Source organism: Serratia sp. JSRIV004 (assembly GCF_019968705.1).
GTDB lineage: Bacteria > Pseudomonadota > Gammaproteobacteria > Enterobacterales > Enterobacteriaceae > Chania > Chania fonticola_B.
Genome location: NZ_CP074140.1, coordinates 1064315 through 1078523 on the forward strand (window position 1 = coordinate 1064315; position 14209 = coordinate 1078523).

Annotated in this window: 14 protein-coding genes; 10 read left to right on the forward strand and 4 right to left on the reverse strand. The window is 55.4% G+C overall.

What is annotated here, in order from left to right:
- Window position 1 precedes the first annotated feature (1 nt).
- From murC to lpxC, 6 genes are all read left to right on the forward strand, one after another.
- Window positions 2-1477, forward strand: a complete 1476-nt coding sequence (murC, locus tag KGP21_RS05025) for a UDP-N-acetylmuramate--L-alanine ligase (protein ID WP_024527168.1) — start codon at window positions 2-4, stop codon at window positions 1475-1477.
- Window positions 1470-2390 carry a D-alanine--D-alanine ligase gene (locus KGP21_RS05030; protein WP_094982150.1) on the forward strand — a complete coding sequence of 307 codons (921 nt, stop codon included), beginning with the start codon at window positions 1470-1472 and terminating at the stop codon, window positions 2388-2390. Before murC ends, KGP21_RS05030 begins: the two co-directional genes overlap by 8 nt.
- A gap of 1 nt (window position 2391) precedes the next feature.
- Entirely contained in the window at window positions 2392-3246 is an 855-nt protein-coding gene (gene ftsQ / locus KGP21_RS05035) for a cell division protein FtsQ (protein WP_059199741.1), read from the forward strand.
- Window positions 3243-4499 carry a cell division protein FtsA gene (gene ftsA, locus KGP21_RS05040; RefSeq protein ID WP_004950148.1) on the forward strand — a complete coding sequence of 419 codons (1257 nt, stop codon included), beginning with the start codon at window positions 3243-3245 and terminating at the stop codon, window positions 4497-4499. Before ftsQ ends, ftsA begins: the two co-directional genes overlap by 4 nt.
- A gap of 74 nt (window positions 4500-4573) precedes the next feature.
- The gene (gene ftsZ, locus KGP21_RS05045) at window positions 4574-5728 is read left to right on the forward strand and encodes a cell division protein FtsZ (protein WP_094982149.1); all 1155 of its coding nucleotides are present in this window, start codon (window positions 4574-4576) and stop codon (window positions 5726-5728) included.
- 103 nt (window positions 5729-5831) lie between these two features.
- On the forward strand, window positions 5832-6749 hold the full coding sequence (gene lpxC, locus KGP21_RS05050) for a UDP-3-O-acyl-N-acetylglucosamine deacetylase (RefSeq protein ID WP_021179330.1): 918 nt from the start codon (window positions 5832-5834) through the stop codon (window positions 6747-6749).
- Between the two features lie 16 nt (window positions 6750-6765).
- Here lpxC and KGP21_RS05055 read toward each other — a convergent pair whose 3' ends face one another.
- The gene (locus tag KGP21_RS05055; RefSeq protein WP_059199742.1) at window positions 6766-7293 is read right to left on the reverse strand and encodes a DUF721 domain-containing protein; all 528 of its coding nucleotides are present in this window, start codon (window positions 7291-7293) and stop codon (window positions 6766-6768) included.
- A 26-nt stretch (window positions 7294-7319) separates the two neighbouring features.
- Here KGP21_RS05055 and secM point away from each other — a divergent pair, with 26 nt between their 5' ends.
- The 3 genes from secM (at window position 7320) to mutT (ending at window position 11135) form a co-directional block, all read left to right on the forward strand.
- Window positions 7320-7853: a secA translation cis-regulator SecM gene (gene secM / locus KGP21_RS05060; RefSeq protein ID WP_059199743.1), complete on the forward strand. Its 534-nt coding sequence runs from the start codon at window positions 7320-7322 to the stop codon at window positions 7851-7853.
- An 89-nt stretch (window positions 7854-7942) separates the two neighbouring features.
- Window positions 7943-10654 carry a preprotein translocase subunit SecA gene (secA, locus tag KGP21_RS05065; RefSeq protein ID WP_021179333.1) on the forward strand — a complete coding sequence of 904 codons (2712 nt, stop codon included), beginning with the start codon at window positions 7943-7945 and terminating at the stop codon, window positions 10652-10654.
- A 79-nt stretch (window positions 10655-10733) separates the two neighbouring features.
- A complete protein-coding gene (mutT, locus tag KGP21_RS05070) occupies window positions 10734-11135 on the forward strand; it encodes an 8-oxo-dGTP diphosphatase MutT (RefSeq protein ID WP_059199744.1) in 402 nt (133 codons plus the stop codon).
- Between the two features lie 40 nt (window positions 11136-11175).
- Here the strand turns inward: mutT and yacG are convergent, their stop codons facing one another.
- Genes yacG through coaE form a run of 3 tightly spaced genes read right to left on the reverse strand, consistent with a single transcriptional unit; the run spans window position 11176 to window position 12782 of the window.
- Window positions 11176-11379, reverse strand: coding sequence for a DNA gyrase inhibitor YacG (gene yacG, locus KGP21_RS05075; RefSeq protein WP_223498881.1), 204 nt, complete (start codon window positions 11377-11379; stop codon window positions 11176-11178).
- 30 nt (window positions 11380-11409) lie between these two features.
- Window positions 11410-12162: a cell division protein ZapD gene (zapD, locus tag KGP21_RS05080; RefSeq protein WP_059199745.1), complete on the reverse strand. Its 753-nt coding sequence runs from the start codon at window positions 12160-12162 to the stop codon at window positions 11410-11412.
- On the reverse strand, window positions 12159-12782 hold the full coding sequence (gene coaE, locus KGP21_RS05085; protein WP_094982147.1) for a dephospho-CoA kinase: 624 nt from the start codon (window positions 12780-12782) through the stop codon (window positions 12159-12161). Before coaE ends, zapD begins: the two co-directional genes overlap by 4 nt.
- Before the next feature lie 318 nt (window positions 12783-13100).
- On the opposite strand from coaE, the gene KGP21_RS05090 reads away from it, so the two are divergent.
- A complete protein-coding gene (locus KGP21_RS05090) occupies window positions 13101-14144 on the forward strand; it encodes a GMP reductase (protein WP_021179338.1) in 1044 nt (347 codons plus the stop codon).
- The last annotated feature ends 65 nt before the right edge of the window (window positions 14145-14209 follow it).

Sequence of the window (14209 nt, forward strand, 5' to 3'; positions counted from 1 at the left end):
GATGAATACACAACAATTGGCGAAACTACGTACTTTCGTGCCCGAGATGCGACGCGTCCGGCACATTCACTTTGTTGGCATCGGTGGTGCCGGCATGGGTGGTATCGCCGAGGTGTTGGCCAACGAGGGTTATCAGATCAGCGGTTCCGACCTGGCGCCGAACCCGGTCACCCAGCAGTTGAGTGAGCTTGGGGCAACGATTTACTTCCATCACCGCCCAGAAAACGTGCTGGATGCCAGCGTGGTAGTGGTTTCGACCGCTATCCCGGCAGACAACCCGGAGATCGTCGCAGCCCGCGAGGCGCGCATTCCGGTGATCCAGCGGGCAGAAATGCTGGCCGAGCTGATGCGCTATCGCCATGGCATTGCCATCGCCGGTACGCACGGTAAAACCACTACCACGGCGATGGTGTCCAGTATTTACGCCGAAGCCGGTCTTGACCCAACGTTTGTTAACGGTGGGCTGGTGAAAGCGGCGGGTACCCACGCGCGTTTGGGCTCTAGCCGTTACCTGATTGCGGAAGCGGATGAGAGCGACGCGTCGTTCCTGCATTTGCAACCGATGGTGGCGATTGTCACCAACATCGAAGCCGACCATATGGATACTTACCATGGCGACTTCGAGAATTTGAAGCAGACGTTTATCACCTTCCTGCATAACCTGCCGTTCTATGGTCGTGCGGTAATGTGCATTGACGATCCGGTCGTGCGTGAGTTGTTGCCGCGCGTGGGTCGCCATATCACCACTTACGGCTTTAGCGAGGATGCGGATGTGCGTATCGAGAGCTATAGCCAGATCGGGCCGCAGGGGCACTTTACCCTGAGCCGTCAGGATAAGCCGTTGATGACGGTCACCCTGAATGCACCGGGCCGCCATAACGCCTTGAACGCGGCGGCGGCGGTTGCCGTGGCGACGGAAGAAGGCATTGCCGACGAAGCCATTCTGCGTGCGCTGGCCGGTTTCCAGGGGACGGGGCGTCGCTTCGATTTCCTGGGGGAGTTCCCATTGGCGGCGGTGAACGAAAAACAGGGTAGTGCCATGTTGGTGGACGATTATGGCCACCACCCAACGGAAGTGGATGCGACCATCAAGGCCGCGCGTGCCGGTTGGCCAACCAAGCGGGTGGTGATGATCTTCCAGCCGCACCGCTATACCCGTACTCGCGATCTGTATGACGATTTCGCCAACGTATTGTCGCAGGTTGACGTGTTGCTGATGCTGGATGTCTATCCGGCGGGTGAAGCTCCGATCCCTGGCGCTGATAGCCGTAGCCTGTGCCGTACCATTCGCAATCGCGGCAAACTGGATCCGATCCTGGTGTCCGATGCGGATACCGTGCCAACGCTGTTGGCGCAGCTGTTGCAAGGCGACGACCTGGTGCTGGTGCAAGGGGCTGGCAATGTCGGTAAAATCGCGCGCCGGCTGGCTGAACTAAAACTGCAACCACAGATCAAAGAGGAGGATCATCATGGCTGATAAAGTCGCCGTATTACTGGGTGGTACCTCCGCAGAACGTGAAGTTTCACTGCAATCTGGCGCGGCCGTGCTGGCCGGGTTGCGAGAAGCGGGCATTGATGCTCATGGCATCGATACCCGTGACTTCCCTGTCACCGAGCTGAAAGCGCAGGGGTTCACCAAAGTGTTCATTGCGCTGCACGGGCGTGGCGGTGAAGATGGTACATTGCAAGGTCTGCTGGAGTTTTTGCAGTTGCCTTATACCGGCAGCGGCGTGATGGCCTCGGCGCTGACCATGGATAAATGGCGCAGCAAAATGGTATGGCAGTCGATGGGGCTGCCGGTGGCACCTTACGTGGCGCTGAGCCGCCGTCAGTATCTGGGCGACGATCGGCAAAGCCAGCTGGCCGCCATTGAAGCTTTGGGATTGCCACTGATTGTGAAGCCAAGCCGCGAAGGCTCCAGCGTTGGCATGAGCAAAGTGACCGAACGCGCAGCCCTGGAAGGGGCGCTGGAAGAGGCTTTCCGTCATGATGAGGATGTGCTGGTAGAGAAATGGCTCAGCGGCCCGGAATACACCGTGGCGATCCTGGGCGATCAGGTGCTGCCTTCCATCCGTATTCAGCCCGCTGGCGTGTTTTACGATTACCAGGCCAAATATATTTCCGACGACACGCAGTATTTTTGCCCGAGCGGCCTGGATGCACAGCAGGAAGCCGCTATGGCTGCGCTGGCACTGCGGGCTTACCGTGGGCTGGATTGCAGCGGCTGGGGGCGTGTTGATGTCATGCAAGACAGTGATGGCAGCTTCTACCTGCTGGAGGCGAATACCTCGCCGGGCATGACCAGCCACAGTCTGGTCCCGATGGCGGCCCGGCAGTCCGGATTAACTTTCTCGCAGTTGGTTGCGGGCATTCTGGCGTTGGCTGACTGAGATGTCGCAAGCGGCTCTGAATGCACGCGAGCGCGAGGCGGATAACGGCCCACGCCGCAGCAATGGCACCCAACTGGCAGGGATGATTTTCCTGCTGATGGTGCTAGGCACCATCCTGTGGTGCGGCTGGGTAGTGGTGGGTTGGATGCAAGATGCCAGCCGTCTGCCGCTCTCAAGGCTGGTATTGACCGGTGAACGCCATTTCACCACTAACGACGATGTTCGCCAGGCGATCTTGGCTTTGGGAGCACCGGGCACCTTTATGACGCAGGATGTGGACATCATCCAGCAGCAGATCGAGCGTCTGCCGTGGGTCAAGCAGGCCAGCGTACGTAAACAGTGGCCGGATGAGCTGAAAATCCACCTGGTGGAGTATGTCCCGGTGGCGCATTGGAATGATTTGCACATGGTTGATGCCGAGGGCAAGTCGTTCAGCATTCCGGCACAGCGTTTGGGCAATCAGAAATTACCGTTGCTCTATGGTCCGGAAGGCAGCGAACAGGATGTTCTGGAAGGTTACCGCGCGATGAACGGCGTGCTGGCAGCCAGCAAGTACCAGCTTAAGATGGCGTCCATGACGGCCCGCCATTCGTGGCAGTTGGCTTTGGATAACGATGTTCGGCTGGAACTGGGACGTGACGATCGCATGGGTCGCTTGCAACGCTTCATCGGGCTTTATCCGGTGCTGTTGCAGCAGGCGCAGGCGGAAAACAAGCGCGTCAGCTATGTCGATTTACGCTATGACTCCGGTGCCTCAGTCGGCTGGGCTCCGGCGTTTATCGACCCGCAGGCAGCCATGGGCGATCGACCAAACAGTAATCAGCAACAGAATCAGGCACAGGCAAAACAACAATGATCAAGTCGACGGACAGAAAACTGGTAGTTGGACTGGAGATCGGTACCGCAAAAGTCTCCGCATTGGTAGGGGAAGTTTTGCCCGATGGCATGGTCAACATTATCGGGGTGGGCAGTTGCCCGTCTCGCGGTATGGATAAGGGTGGCGTTAACGATCTGGAATCGGTAGTCAAGTGCGTACAGCGCGCTATTGACCAGGCCGAACTGATGGCGGATTGTCAGATTTCTTCGGTTTACCTGGCCTTGTCGGGTAAGCATATCAGCTGTCAGAACGAGATCGGGATGGTGCCGATCTCCGAAGAGGAAGTGACGCAGGAAGACGTGGAGAACGTAGTGCATACCGCCAAGTCGGTGCGTGTGCGCGACGAACACCGCATCCTGCACGTTATCCCTCAGGAATACGCCATCGACTATCAGGAAGGCATCAAAAACCCGGTTGGGTTATCCGGCGTGCGTATGCAGGCCAAGGTGCACCTGATCACCTGCCATAACGATATGGCCAAGAACATTGTCAAAGCAGTGGAACGTTGTGGTCTGAAAGTGGACCAACTGATTTTCGCCGGTCTGGCCGCCAGCTATGCGGTGCTGACCGAAGATGAGCGCGAACTCGGCGTCTGTGTGGTAGATATCGGCGGGGGCACCATGGATATGGCGGTGTATACCGGCGGTGCTCTGCGCCACACCAAAGTGATCCCTTACGCCGGGAACGTGGTCACCAGCGATATCGCTTACGCCTTCGGTACGCCGCCGACCGACGCGGAAGCGATTAAAGTTCGACACGGTTGTGCACTTGGGTCGATTGTTAGCAAGGATGAAAGTGTTGAGGTTCCTAGCGTGGGGGGAAGGCCTCCTCGGAGTCTGCAAAGACAGACATTGGCTGAAGTGATTGAGCCGCGCTACACCGAACTGTTGAATCTGGTTAACGATGAAATATTGCAATTGCAGGAGCAACTGCGTCAGCAAGGGGTGAAGCATCATCTGGCAGCGGGTATTGTGCTGACCGGCGGTGCCGCCCAGATTGATGGCCTGGCAGCCTGTGCGCAACGGGTATTCCATACCCAGGTACGCATCGGCCAACCCTTGAACATCACGGGTCTGACGGATTACGCGCAAGAGCCTTACTATTCTACAGCGGTCGGGCTACTGCACTATGGAAAAGAGTCTCACCTGAGCGGTGAGGCAGAAGTAGAAAAACGCGCCTCGGTGGGCAATTGGTTTAAACGCATCAATAGCTGGCTGAGAAAAGAGTTTTAATGTTTAGACAAAGAGATCATGCTGAGTAATCTTTTTATGATCTCGCAGCGACAGGCACAAAACGGAGAGAAACTATGTTTGAACCAATGGAACTAACCAATGACGCGGTGATTAAAGTCATCGGCGTCGGCGGTGGCGGTGGCAATGCCGTTGAACACATGGTGCGCGAGCGCATCGAAGGTGTTGAATTCTTCGCCGTTAATACAGACGCTCAGGCGCTACGTAAAACGGCAGTTGGCCAAACCATCCAGATTGGTAGCGGTATTACCAAAGGTCTGGGTGCAGGCGCGAACCCGGAAGTGGGTCGTAATTCAGCGGAAGAAGACCGTGAAGCCCTGCGCGCCGCCCTGGAAGGTGCAGACATGGTCTTCATCGCGGCCGGCATGGGTGGCGGTACCGGTACCGGTGCTGCGCCAGTGGTGGCAGAAGTCGCAAAAGATCTGGGTATTCTGACCGTGGCCGTGGTGACCAAGCCTTTCAACTTTGAAGGCAAGAAGCGCATGGCATTCGCGGAGCAGGGTATCGCCGAGCTGTCCAAGCACGTGGACTCGCTGATCACCATCCCGAACGACAAGTTGCTGAAAGTTCTGGGCCGTGGCATCTCTCTGCTGGACGCGTTCGGCGCGGCCAACGACGTGCTGAAAGGCGCGGTGCAGGGTATTGCCGAACTGATCACCCGTCCGGGCCTGATGAACGTCGACTTTGCTGACGTGCGCACCGTGATGTCCGAAATGGGCTACGCGATGATGGGCTCTGGCGTTGCCTGTGGCGAAGACCGTGCCGAAGAAGCGGCGGAAATGGCGATCTCCAGCCCACTGCTGGAAGATATCGACCTGTCCGGCGCCCGTGGCGTGCTGGTCAACATCACCGCTGGCTTCGACCTGCGTCTGGATGAGTTCGAAACCGTGGGTAACACCATCCGTGCTTTCGCTTCCGACAATGCGACCGTGGTAATCGGTACCTCGCTGGATCCGGAAATGAACGACGAACTGCGCGTGACCGTAGTTGCGACCGGTATCGGTATGGACAAACGTCCTGAAATCACCCTGGTAACCAATAAACAGGCCAGCCAGCCAGTGATGGATCACCGTTACCAGCAGCATGGTATGTCACCGCTGCAGCAGGAAGTGAAACCTGTCGCCAAGGTGGTGAACGATCAGAGCGCGCAACCAAACAAAGAGCCTGATTATCTGGATATTCCGGCCTTCCTGCGCAAGCAGGCAGATTAGGAATAAGCTGATAATTTGGAATCTCCGCTCTTTGTGCTAAACTGTCCCGCCGGCCTTGCTGTATGCTGGGCTGGTTGGATTGATAACATTGCGAGATAAAACGATGATCAAACAAAGGACATTAAAACGTATTGTTCAGGCGACGGGTGTCGGTTTACATACCGGCAAGAAAGTCACGCTGACAATGCGCCCAGCGTCGGCTAATACCGGGGTCATCTATCGTCGCACTGACTTGAATCCACCGGTTGATTTCCCGGCTGATGCAAAATCCGTGCGTGATACCATGCTCTGTACTTGCCTGGTGAATGAGTCAGACGTGCGTATTTCCACCGTTGAGCATCTTAATGCTGCGTTGGCGGGCTTGGGTATCGACAACATCATTATTGAAGTTGACGCTGCCGAAATCCCGATCATGGACGGTAGTGCCAGCCCGTTTGTCTATCTGTTGCTGGATGCCGGCATCGAAGAGCTGAACTCGGCGAAGAAATTCCTGCGTCTGAAAGACACCGTACGTGTTGAAGATGGCGACAAGTGGGCAGAGCTGTCCCCGCATAACGGGTTCCGTCTGGACTTCACCATCGACTTCAACCACCCGGCGATTGATGCCAGTACCCAACGCTATCGTCTGGATTTCTCAGCCGATTCGTTCGTACGCCAAATCAGCCGTGCGCGTACCTTCGGTTTCATGCGTGATATCGAGTATCTGCAGTCCCGTGGCTTGGCCCTGGGCGGCAGCTTCGATTGCGCGATTGTGGTGGATGACTATCGTGTCCTCAACGAAGATGGCCTGCGCTTCGAAGACGAATTCGTACGCCACAAAATGCTGGATGCCATCGGCGATCTGTTCATGTGCGGCCATAACATCATTGGCGCGTTCACCGCGTACAAATCAGGCCATGCGCTGAACAACAAGCTGCTGCAAGCTGTGCTGGCGAAACAGGAAGCTTGGGAATTCGTGACATTCCAGGATGAAGCCGAAATGCCGTTGGCATTCAAGGCTCCGTCAACCGTACTGGCCTAAGCGGCCAAGACGTCAATTACTTATTACGACCGGTCTCGTTGGCTCTCTCTCCTGCCAACGCGGCCAGTCGTTCTAATATCTTGCGCAATTTTTCCGGGCTCTGCGCCGCCAATCCCCGTAATGCATCCGCACTTTCCAGGCTCAAATGACGCATAGGCACCTCTGCTTGCTGGCCATTTTCCGTGCTTTTGCCGTGGTTTTGTACCTGGCTGCTGCCTTTTGCCATCAACGAGGGATTAATCCTGATGTCGATTGAAGACAAAGATGGTAGAATTTGCGCTCGTAGTGCGGATAGCAGGCTGGGTTGTTCATAGCGTAAGCGCATCATCCAACTGGCATTGGCGGTTTCCAGCACTAAAATACCCTGTCTGAAGTTGGCGACACGGCACCAAGGGTGCAACTGAGCGGGCAATAACCCCTTCACGGCACGATTGAGTTTCAGTAGCGCGGTAGCGCGTTGCTGAACGTTATGCAGCGGTCCTTTCTCTGTTGCAGACGCGTCGTCAAACAGGATATCTAATAATTGTGGACGGCTATCGCGCATAATGGGCTCCGGCGGATAATAAACACGTGATCGGTATTCTAAATCGTTGGCGACAATTTGGCAGACGTTATTTCTGGCCTCATCTCCTGTTGGGGATGGTAGCGGCTACGCTTGGCGTACCGCAAAATCTGTCCGGCACCGTCGATCAAAGCGCATTACCGAGCACCTCGTCCAGCCTTAACCGGCAAAATTCCGTCAGTCACGCCTTTAACAGCCTGGCGTTACTGCAAGAAGTGCATCGTCGCCCAACGTTTAACGTTGATTACTGGCACCAGCATGCGCTTCGAACCGTCATTCGTCACCTCTCTTTTGCTCTGGCACCTCAGGCCGTCTATGCCCGAGTGCAGGAAGCGGAGGCCGTTGCGGTTGAACCGCCATTACAGGTGGCTCAGCTTGCCCTGCTCTCCACGCTCAATGCGCTACTGACGCACGAGCCAAAACCACCGACTATCATTCGTGATACCCATCACCCCATCGTTCCTTCTTTGGCGCAGCATCAGGCCGGGCTGTGGCTCGCTCAGGTGCAAGGTATTCGCGCCGGGCCTGCAGCCCTCGGCTAATCTTTGCCCTCAGGGCAGCAAAAAAACAAACAACACAACAGCTTGTTGACGGCCATTATGGTGTCGTCGCGTAAGAGATATAAAGAATCATGTTAATCAAACTATTGACCAAAGTTTTTGGTAGCAGTAACGATCGTACCCTGCGCCGCATGCGCAAAGCGGTTGAGATGATCAACCGTATGGAACCAGACATGGAAAAACTGTCTGATAGCGAACTGCAGGCCAAGACCGATGAATTCCGCGCGCGTCTGAAAAAGGGTGAAGTGCTGGAAAGCCTGATCCCGGAAGCCTTCGCCGTAGTGCGTGAGGCCAGTAAGCGAGTCTTCGGTATGCGTCACTTCGACGTACAGCTGCTGGGCGGGATGGTGCTCAACGACCGCTGTATCGCCGAGATGCGTACCGGTGAAGGTAAAACCCTGACCGCAACCCTGCCTGCCTATCTGAACGCCCTGAGCGGCCGTGGCGTGCACGTGGTTACCGTCAACGACTACCTGGCCCAGCGTGACGCCGAAAACAACCGTCCGCTGTTCGAGTTCCTGGGGTTGAGCGTGGGTATCAACCTGCCTGGTATGCCTGCTCCGGCCAAGCGTGAAGCCTATGCCGCAGATATCACTTACGGTACCAACAACGAATACGGCTTTGACTACCTGCGTGACAACATGGCGTTCAGCCCGGAAGAGCGCGTACAGCGTAAGCTGCACTATGCGCTGGTGGATGAGGTTGACTCCATCCTGATCGACGAAGCGCGTACGCCGCTGATCATCTCCGGCCCGGCCGAAGACAGCTCAGAAATGTATAAGCGTGTTAATAAGCTTATCCCACAGCTGATCCGCCAGGAAAAAGAAGACTCCGACACCTTCCAGGGTGAAGGGCACTTCTCAGTCGATGAAAAAGCGCGTCAGGTTCACCTGACCGAACGCGGCCTGATCATGATCGAAGAGATGCTGATGGAAGCGGGCATCATGGATGAAGGCGAATCGCTGTATTCACCAACCAACATCATGCTGATGCACCACGTCACCGCCGCGCTGCGTGCCCACGTGCTGTTCACCCGCGACGTTGACTATATCGTTAAAGACGGTGAAGTCATTATCGTTGACGAACACACTGGCCGTACCATGCAGGGCCGCCGCTGGTCCGATGGTCTGCACCAGGCGGTAGAAGCCAAAGAAGGCGTAGAAATCCAGAACGAAAACCAGACGCTGGCTTCGATCACCTTCCAGAACTACTTCCGTCTCTATGAGAAACTGGCCGGTATGACCGGTACAGCGGACACTGAAGCCTTCGAATTCAGCTCCATCTACAAGCTCGATACCATCGTGGTGCCGACCAACCGCCCAATGATCCGTAAAGATATGCCGGATCTGGTCTACATGACCGAAAAAGAGAAGATCGCGGCGATCATTGAAGATATCCGTGAGCGTACTGCCAACGGCCAGCCGGTGCTGGTGGGGACTATCTCGATCGAGAAATCCGAAGTGGTTTCCCGTGAGCTGACCAAAGCTGGGATCGAACACAAGGTTCTGAACGCCAAATTCCACGCCATGGAAGCGGATATTGTGGCCAATGCGGGTCAGACTGCTGCGGTAACTATCGCCACCAACATGGCCGGCCGTGGTACCGATATCGTGTTGGGCGGCAGCTGGCAGAGCGAACTCTCCCATCTGGAAGATCCGACAGAAGAGCAGATTGCCGAAATCAAAGCGGCTTGGAAAATTCGCCACGACGCCGTATTGGCCGCTGGTGGCTTGCACATTATCGGTACCGAACGTCACGAATCACGCCGTATCGACAACCAGCTGCGTGGCCGTTCCGGCCGTCAGGGTGATGCCGGTTCTTCCCGCTTCTACCTGTCAATGGAAGATGCGCTGATGCGTATTTTCGCCTCGGATCGTGTTTCTGGCATGATGCGTAAACTGGGTATGAAGGATGGCGAAGCCATCGAGCACCCGTGGGTCACCAAAGCCATTGCCAATGCGCAACGCAAGGTTGAAAGCCGTAACTTCGATATTCGTAAGCAACTGCTGGAATATGATGACGTGGCCAACGACCAGCGCCGTGCGATCTACAGCCAGCGTAACGAATTGCTCGACGTGTCTGACGTGAGCGAAACCATCAACAGTATCCGTGAAGACGTGTTCAAAACCACCATCGACAGCTACATTCCGCCGCAGTCGCTGGAAGAGATGTGGGACGTGAAAGGGTTGGAAGAACGCCTGAAAAACGACTTCGATCTGGATATGCCAATCGCCGAGTGGTTGGATAAAGAGCCTGAGCTGCACGAAGAAACGCTGCGTGAACGTATCATGGCGAAGGCGAAGGAAGATTACCTGCGCAAAGAAGAGGTTGTTGGCGCCGAAATGATGCGCAACTTCGAAAAAGGCGTGATGCTGCAGACGCTGGATTCCCTGTGGAAAGAGCACCTGGCGGCAATGGATTACCTGCGTCAGGGTATCCACCTGCGTGGCTATGCGCAAAAAGATCCGAAGCAGGAATATAAGCGTGAGTCCTTCAACATGTTTGCCACCATGCTGGAATCGCTGAAATATGAAGTGATCAGCGTGTTGAGCAAGGTTCAGGTACGCATGCCGGAAGAGGTTGAAGCTCTGGAGCTGCAACGCCGCGAAGAAGCAGAGCGTCTGGCACGCCAGCAACAGCTGAGCCACCAGGAAGAAAATGCCCTGGCGGTCACCGATCCGAACGCTCCTGCTGTTGCTGAACGTAAAGTAGGGCGTAACGATCCTTGCCCATGCGGTTCCGGTAAGAAATACAAGCAGTGCCACGGCCGCCTGCAAAAGTAAGCCGGGTGCAGTGAACGGTTAACGGTAAGGGCTCAGCATGCTGAGCCCTTTTTTTAAGTAGTAACTTCTGGAGGATGCGATGAAGCACCTGAACATCGCCGTAGGGATTATCCGTAACCCACAGCAGGAAATCTTCATCACACGCCGCGCTGCGGATTCGCACATGGCTGGCTTTTGGGAATTCCCTGGCGGCAAGATTGAGCAGGGCGAAACGCCGGAGCAGGCATTAGGCCGCGAATTGCTGGAAGAAACCGGGATCCGCGCCAATCAGGCACGGTTACTGGAGGTGCTGGAACACCGCTTCACCGATCGGATCGTAACGCTGAATTTCTATCTGGTGGAGGATTGGAAGGGCGAGCCCTATGGCCGTGAAGGCCAGCCGATGCGTTGGGTAAAGCAGGCCGACCTGCGTGAGGAAGAGTTTCCCGAAGCCAACGTCAGTATCATCAAGCTGTTGGTGGCGCAGGCCAGTGCCGTGTAGTTAATTTTCGGCCTGGCAAGGCCAGGCCAATAATACCGTTTTAATGGTTGTTGCTGTCTCTGTCTTCACTCCAATCTTCACTTTCGTTCAGATCTTCGTTGCTCGGAATGCGCTTCTCTTCATCGGCCCATTCACCCAGATCGATCAGCTGGCAGCGCTTGCAGCAGAATGGACGATATGGGCTCACTTCACCCCATACCACGCCTTTGCCACAGGTTGGACATTTTACTACGGTCATATTCATTCCTTTCTCCCTCTTAAACCCAAGGGGTGATTAACAGCAGGCCAGCTCAAAGGTAAGACGCTCTGGCACTGTGCCGTTTTCGCTGTCTAGCGGCAGGAAACGGATGGCATAGCGCGTCTTGTGGCCGGAAATCTGCGGGTAAAGCTGGTAAGCCAGATTAATACGCAAGCGTAACAGATCGGCCCCTTCGGCGTTATCCTGGAAGAAGCCGTTGAGGCTGATCTGATTGCGGAACGGCCCGGCCTGGCGCACCAGATCCAACACGATGGTCAGCGCCTGATTCAAGGGTTCGAGGGTTTGCAACCACTCTGCCACGTCGGCATCACGCTCATTTTGCGCCACATGCATCCACATATGCAGTGTAGGCAAATCAAAGCTGCAACAGCCACCGGGGATGCTCAGACGTTGGCGAACCAGGCTAATCAGCCGGTCTTCACGCAGCGCCTGGCCCATACGCGGAGCAGACATCAGTGCAGATGCACAGCCTTTCAACTGGCTGCGTAGCTGATTGACCACCGAGATATCGACACCGGGCAATTCTGCCCACTGCAGTAATTTTTGCTGCTGGCGTTCCAGCTCTTTGAGCAGTTCGGTGCGCACTTCGCCACGTTCCAATACGTCCAGCAGGTCCGCAACGGTACGGAAAAAGGTCAGGGCGATAGCGGTTTCGCTCAGTGCTCTTTGGCCATGTAGTTGTTGTAATAAAAACTCGATCCGCAGCCAGGTGCGCATTTTTTCATTTAACGGGTGTTCAAAGAGAACGGTCGGGGAAGCGTCACTCATTCGGTGTGATCCTGTCGGGTCGCTGAGGTTGCCAGCTCAATATAGTGTTGATGCAATGCGGCGACATGGGATTCAATTCCTTGTGCGCTACCGCTATTGTCAATTACGTCATCCGCTACGGCCAGACGTTGTTCGCGCGTGGCCTGTGCAGACAGAATATTCAGCGCCTGCTGACGGCTGATGCCGTCGCGGGCCATGGTTCTGGCTAATTGTGTTTCGCTGTCGACATCCACCACTAAAACGCGGTCGGCACGATCCTGCAGGCCGTTTTCTACCAGCAAGGGGACAACCCATAGTACGTAACAACTCTGGGCGTTGGCTAGTTGGCGTTGCGTTTCCCGCTGTATCTGCGGGTGCAGCAACTGGTTTAGCCAGCGCTTTTCGTCGGGATCGCTGAAGATCCTCTGACGCAAAGCCGCACGGTTGAGGGATCCGTCCTTCAGCAACATTTCATTACCAAAATGTGCCGCAATGGCATCCAATGCCGGGGTTCCAGGCTCAACAACCTGGCGAGCAATGATATCCGCATCCACAATGGCCACGCCAAAACGTGCAAAGGCGTTGGCAACGGTGGACTTACCGCTGCCGATACCGCCGGTTAATGCAACAATGTAGGACATGGCCGAAGGGATCCTGATATTCACCAAAAATTATAAACGAATCATAAAGCGATCGCGCAGAAGTGCAAGCGGGTGCGTGTGACTTGCCCTGTGCCTGGTGTTTTGATAGGGGTAATTTGAGCCGCGGCATTGGGAAAATGAGGTGGCAATCACATTGGGATGTCGCAGGTAAATTTGTGGGATTGTACCGTAAATAAAGGCGAAATCGCAGTCTTGCCGAGCGATTATTAGTGCGTATGATAGCATCACTGGAACTGGCAATAACTAGGTTCGAAATCCCCTTGCGATCCGTCGCCAAAAACCAGGAAATCATAAGTCATGCGTATTGAAGAAGATTTGAAGTTAGGCTTTAAAGATGTGTTGATCCGCCCAAAGCGTTCCACGCTGAAAAGCCGCTCGGAAGTTGAACTGGAGCGCCAGTTTACCTTCAAACATTCAGGTTACAACTGGTCCGGTGTGCCGATTATTGCCGCCAATATGGATACGGTTGGCACTTTCCGCATGGCCGAGGCCCTGGCAACCTTCGACGTTCTCACCGCCGTTCATAAACACTACACCGTTGAGCAATGGGCCGAGTTTGTTCAGCGCTCTTCCGACTCCGTGTTGCGTCATGTGATGGTGTCTACCGGCACTTCTGAAGCCGACTTCGTCAAGATGAAGCAGATCCTGGCCCTTTCCCCAGCCTTGAAATTTATCTGCATCGACGTGGCCAACGGCTATTCCGAACACTTTGTTGCCTTCCTGAAAAAAGCCCGTGAAGCTTGCCCTAGCCATGTGATTTGCGCGGGTAACGTGGTTACCGGTGAAATGGTGGAAGAGCTGGTGCTGTCCGGTGCCGATATCGTCAAGGTCGGGATTGGTCCTGGTTCGGTCTGTACCACCCGTGTGAAAACCGGCGTGGGCTATCCGCAGCTTTCCGCGGTGATCGAATGTGCTGATGCTGCACACGGTCTGGGTGGGCAGATTGTCAGCGATGGCGGTTGTTCCGTACCGGGTGACGTGGCGAAAGCCTTCGGCGGCGGCGCAGACTTTGTCATGCTGGGCGGGATGTTGGCCGGGCACGACGAATGTGAAGGCACCGTGGTGGAAGAAAACGGTGAGAAGTTCATGCTGTTCTACGGTATGAGCTCAGAGTCTGCCATGAAACGCCATGTGGGCGGTGTAGCTGGCTACCGTGCTGCGGAAGGTAAAACCGTCAAGCTGCCGCTGCGTGGTGAAGTCGAGTTTACCGTGCGTGATATCCTCGGTGGCCTGCGTTCTGCCTGTACTTATGTGGGCGCAGAACGTCTGAAAGAGCTGACCAAACGCACCACCTTTATCCGCGTAGCGGAGCAGGAAAACCGCGTTTTCGGCAGCAAATAATTGCCTGACCTGGTAGGGGCGCAGCAATGCTGCGCCCGTATCAAACAGGGGAAAAATTGAAAGCA

Coding starts and splice junctions, on each gene's coding strand:
- KGP21_RS05055 (WP_059199742.1), bottom strand. CDS start 7,293: ATGCGCGATAGCCGTCCACAATTATTAGATATCCTGTTTGACGACGCG.
- KGP21_RS05090 (WP_021179338.1), top strand. CDS start 13,101: ATGCGTATTGAAGAAGATTTGAAGTTAGGCTTTAAAGATGTGTTGATC.
- coaE (WP_094982147.1), bottom strand. CDS start 12,782: ATGTCCTACATTGTTGCATTAACCGGCGGTATCGGCAGCGGTAAGTCC.
- zapD (WP_059199745.1), bottom strand. CDS start 12,162: ATGAGTGACGCTTCCCCGACCGTTCTCTTTGAACACCCGTTAAATGAA.
- yacG (WP_223498881.1), bottom strand. CDS start 11,379: ATGAATATGACCGTAGTAAAATGTCCAACCTGTGGCAAAGGCGTGGTA.
- ftsA (WP_004950148.1), top strand. CDS start 3,243: ATGATCAAGTCGACGGACAGAAAACTGGTAGTTGGACTGGAGATCGGT.
- ftsQ (WP_059199741.1), top strand. CDS start 2,392: ATGTCGCAAGCGGCTCTGAATGCACGCGAGCGCGAGGCGGATAACGGC.
- secA (WP_021179333.1), top strand. CDS start 7,943: ATGTTAATCAAACTATTGACCAAAGTTTTTGGTAGCAGTAACGATCGT.
- ftsZ (WP_094982149.1), top strand. CDS start 4,574: ATGTTTGAACCAATGGAACTAACCAATGACGCGGTGATTAAAGTCATC.
- KGP21_RS05030 (WP_094982150.1), top strand. CDS start 1,470: ATGGCTGATAAAGTCGCCGTATTACTGGGTGGTACCTCCGCAGAACGT.
- mutT (WP_059199744.1), top strand. CDS start 10,734: ATGAAGCACCTGAACATCGCCGTAGGGATTATCCGTAACCCACAGCAG.
- murC (WP_024527168.1), top strand. CDS start 2: ATGAATACACAACAATTGGCGAAACTACGTACTTTCGTGCCCGAGATG.
- lpxC (WP_021179330.1), top strand. CDS start 5,832: ATGATCAAACAAAGGACATTAAAACGTATTGTTCAGGCGACGGGTGTC.